Consider the following 1138-nt stretch of genomic DNA (forward strand, 5'->3'; position numbering starts at 1 on the left):
AAAACGAACCGACAGAGCGTGATGAAACCCTCGGTAAATTCAACTATGTTCTACCAGCATGAAATCCCGAAGTTATTTCCGAACAGCTCCTAAGTCAATCCCATCACGCCGAATTGCTTTATCCCATCCTCTTTGTGCTTCAACCCACAACGAAGTTCGGCATTGAACTGTGCTGCTATGTTTCCATCTTCCTATGGTTGACTTGCACCGTTTTTGCTGCGGCCTATCTCGTGTCGTATGTTGCTGGTCGATTCCTCGCCGGATACATTGGCATTAGAGAACACGATCCGTTGCAACCAAAAAGCGGCGGGTAACAATGTCGTGCACGCGGAGCACGGCTTGCATGCTTTCACAAATGGAAGGTCGTCTCTCCGTGCCCGGTGACGACCACCGTTATTTGCACGTGAGGACACAATGCAACACATCGTCGATGCGGTTGCCGATGCATTAAACAATGCGATCCATGAGTTCGTGAACGCTTACGACGAGACGGTTTACGCCGTCGCGCTAGTGCCTTCCTCTGTTGGTTACCATGTTCATTGCGCCATAGCGACGGAAGAGCGATTGGCGTCGTGTGCTGAAAGTTACAAGAACAATCTAGATTCAGCCACGAAGCAAACATGGCTGCGATGGGCGAATCCAGATGACGGCTGGTTTCAAGATACTCACAAACACTTCGAGGCTGCGTCCGCGTTGTTATCCGATGCTATTCGTGGTGGAGAACTCTCAGAATTTGACGAGCGAATTGTTGAAATGTTGTGTGAGGCGTTGAGTATCGTCGTAGCATCCGACGCTGCAATGACAGATGCGGTTTTCAGCGTAACGCACGGTGTGGAGCCACAGGAATTCTTGTACTGGGCATCAAAAATCAACGTTGATCAAAAGCTCGAACGTTTACAATCAGAGTTTGCCGCGAGTCAAGAGGCTGAATCTCAGATCGAAATCTAGGCGGAAGCAGCAAATAACCATCACATCCACCGAAGCCGAGCTTGCGAAGTTCTACAAATGGAACATCGACTGTCCCGGCTCGGTGATGTGTAACAACTATGAAGTCCGTTGTTTGGCAAGTGGGTTTTGACTCTGTTTTGTCTTACTTCATTTTTTTTCCGCTGGTGGAGGTGAGGTGCCGTTCGCCGGA

Annotated in this window: 1 protein-coding gene; it reads left to right on the forward strand. The window is 49.5% G+C overall.

All coding sequences use genetic code 11. The features are described from left to right. Positions 1 to 414: 414 nt before the first annotated feature. Entirely contained in the window at positions 415 to 948 is a 534-nt protein-coding gene (locus FHS27_RS30685) for a DUF4303 domain-containing protein (protein WP_184310283.1), read from the forward strand. Positions 949 to 1138 lie beyond the last annotated feature (190 nt).

The sequence above is a fragment of the Aporhodopirellula rubra genome (assembly GCF_014192335.1).
GTDB lineage: Bacteria > Planctomycetota > Planctomycetia > Pirellulales > Pirellulaceae > Rhodopirellula > Rhodopirellula rubra.

What these genes read in the sequence shown, in the direction of transcription:
- FHS27_RS30685 (WP_184310283.1), top strand. Translation starts at nt 415, where the DNA reads ATGCAACACATCGTCGATGCGGTTGCCGATGCATTAAACAATGCGATC.